A 2,565-nucleotide genomic window follows, 5' to 3' on the forward strand; every position below is an offset into this window, starting at 1 on the left:
CGCCTCAGTCGCATATTGATGAAGCCATCGATGGTCTGCATGCAGAGAAAAATAATGGTCTCTTTTGCCCAGCCAAAAGGAGCTTGCGCTTTAATCGCTCGAATTGGATTTTTCAGCAATATTTTCATGGCCACCCAAGCCCACAAAAACGGACGAGTCCAGCCCGGCTTGCCCTTAGTCAGCGCTGTTAGCATTAGGCCCATGAAGTCTGAACCGGCAGGGTAGCGGGTTGCTTCAATATGGGTGTTATCGCTTAAATGAATGCCGGAGCCGATGGCGATGCCTTTAGACATGTCCTTGGTGCTACCGGGCACGCGAACCACAATCAATGACTCAGCATTTGTTCTAACGCGCTTACCAAGTTCGTCGGATATTTTCGGCAGCGAGCCATTGTCTTTGAGCTTGAACAGTAGCTCTTGTGTGCCCAGCGAAGAGCCTGCAAATATGAGTGACTTGCAGTGCCAAACGCGCTTTCCAATGCCGAAATAGAGCCCGCGAAAATTAGAAGGCACCGTCGTGATTTCATAACCATCCGCGCCATCAGCGCAGTTATTTAGCGGCTTAACGCCAACCACTTTAGTTTCTGCGTGAACTTTTGCACCATTTTTTTCAGCGAGATACAGATAGTTTTTATCTAGCGTGTTTTTCGCGTTATAGCGACAGCCAACCATGCAGCCGCCACAGCCAATACAGCTGTTTCGATCTGGGCCTTCGCCGTTAAAGAAGGGGTCTGGATACGACTGGCCGGGCACGTCACTGTCTTTGTCTCCGAAGAAAACACCGACATCGGTTTTGTACCACGTGTCGCCACAGCCATAAGCGTCGGCCATCTTTTTCAGGGCGAGATCTGCTGGTGCAACGATTCGGTTTTCGGTAACACCTAGCATTCGCTTGGCTGTTTCGTAGTGGGTTGGCATGACTTTATGCCAATCGTTTAGGCCAGCCCAAGCGCCGTCATCCCAGACATGATCTGGCGGCACTAATAGGGTGTTTGCATACGTTATTGAGCCACCGCCAACTGCGTTGCCATGCAAAATAACAACATGCCGAAAAAACGACATATTGAAAAACCCGCGAAGGCCAAGCATAGGGCGCCATATCCACGAACTGAGCTGCCAATTGTTCTTTGGTAGGTTTTCTGGAGTCCATCGGCGACCCATTTCCATTACGGCAACGGAGTAGTTTTTCTCCGTTAAGCGATGGGCAGATACGCTGCCACCAAAGCCTGAGCCAACCACAATATAGTCGTAGTCATACTGCTGATTTTTATTATTTGTTGTCATTTTGGTGTCCGATAGTTCCTTAAAGCTTCGCCATTATTTTTATAATGCATAGGCCAGTTTGCGGCTTAATGCTTGACGCCGCTTGACTATTTGCGCCATTTTAATCGGCCTTGAAGTGGCTATAAAAATTAATGATAAACACTGAGAAGACAGAGCGGGTGCCAGGGGTTTTTGCCAGCCGGCTATATGACTATTTACAGTCAAGGGGGGAGCAGCCTCAAGTTGTCTTAGGTCAGCTTTACAGGGCCGTGGATAATTCAGACCCACGCGGGATTCGGGTAAAGCTCTGGAGTGACATGCTTACCTTAGCGGTAAGTCACTTTAATGAGCCCGATTTAGGTTTAAATGTCGCCGAGACTATTAGGCCACATCATTTAGGCACGCTTGGTTATTTAGCCACCGCTTGCCCAACATTGGCCGAGGTACTTAAGCGCTTAGATAGGTATCAGCGGCTTGTCTATGACGTGGTTTCCATGACTACACATTTGGCGCCAGGCCATGTCGATTTGGTTTGGGATACGGCTATATTTGATCCCGGCAGACTGGTTAACGAAACGGGTCTTGCAATAGTCATACAGCTTGGCCGTACCTTAACTGGACGGCGAGATGTAGCAACGCTGATCACGATTCCAGGGCCACCACCTGAAAACATTGAGCCTTATCTAAAATGGTTCGGTTGTGAGGTGCAGTTTGGTGCGAGTGAGGCGCTGATCCGAGTTAGTAGAGAGGCAATGCAGATACCGTTGATGGCGGCTGATGCAAATGTGGTGGCTGTGATGGAGCGACATGCCATTCAGCTGCTCGATAATACGCCGACCATTGAGCCGGTTATTGCGCAGGTGCGTCAGGCTATTGCAAGAATGCTGCACGATGGCGAGCCTGATTTAACAGCAGTGGCCATAAAGCTGCATAGTTCGACCAGGAGCTTACAGCGGCTTTTGAATAGTGCAGATAGCAGCTTTCGCGCCGAACTGGCTATGGTGCGCCAGTGCTTGGCCGAAAGTTATCTGCGTGATCGCGGGCTATCTATCGCTGATATTGCCATGCTGCTTGGCTACTCCGAGCACAGCGCATTTTCACGAGTCTATAAAGGCTGGACAGGAATATCCCCTGCTGACAGGCGGGCGAGCATCACTTCAAACTAGTTGATTGCGGTAAATGGGCATTGATCTCGACACTAATATGAGCCACTGCGTGGTGATGCATCAGAGCCTGTTTCACTTCATTGACGGATAAAGGGTGTTCAGCGACGACGCTGACAATGCAGGCATATTGCTTCTGC

At 49.7% G+C, this 2,565-nt stretch carries 2 protein-coding genes; one reads left to right on the top strand and one right to left on the bottom strand.

Annotated elements, in window-relative coordinates; all coding sequences use genetic code 11:
* On the bottom strand, positions 1-1,283 hold a 1,283-nt coding region (locus AC3DKE_RS10965; protein ID WP_487990706.1), incomplete at its 3' end, for an NAD(P)-binding protein.
* A gap of 131 nt (positions 1,284-1,414) precedes the next feature.
* On the opposite strand from AC3DKE_RS10965, the gene AC3DKE_RS10970 reads away from it, so the two are divergent.
* Positions 1,415-2,428, top strand: a complete 1,014-nt coding sequence (locus AC3DKE_RS10970) for an AraC family transcriptional regulator (RefSeq protein WP_487990707.1) — start codon at positions 1,415-1,417, stop codon at positions 2,426-2,428.
* Positions 2,429-2,565: the final 137 nt, after the last annotated feature.

This window comes from Paraperlucidibaca sp. (assembly GCF_982810325.1).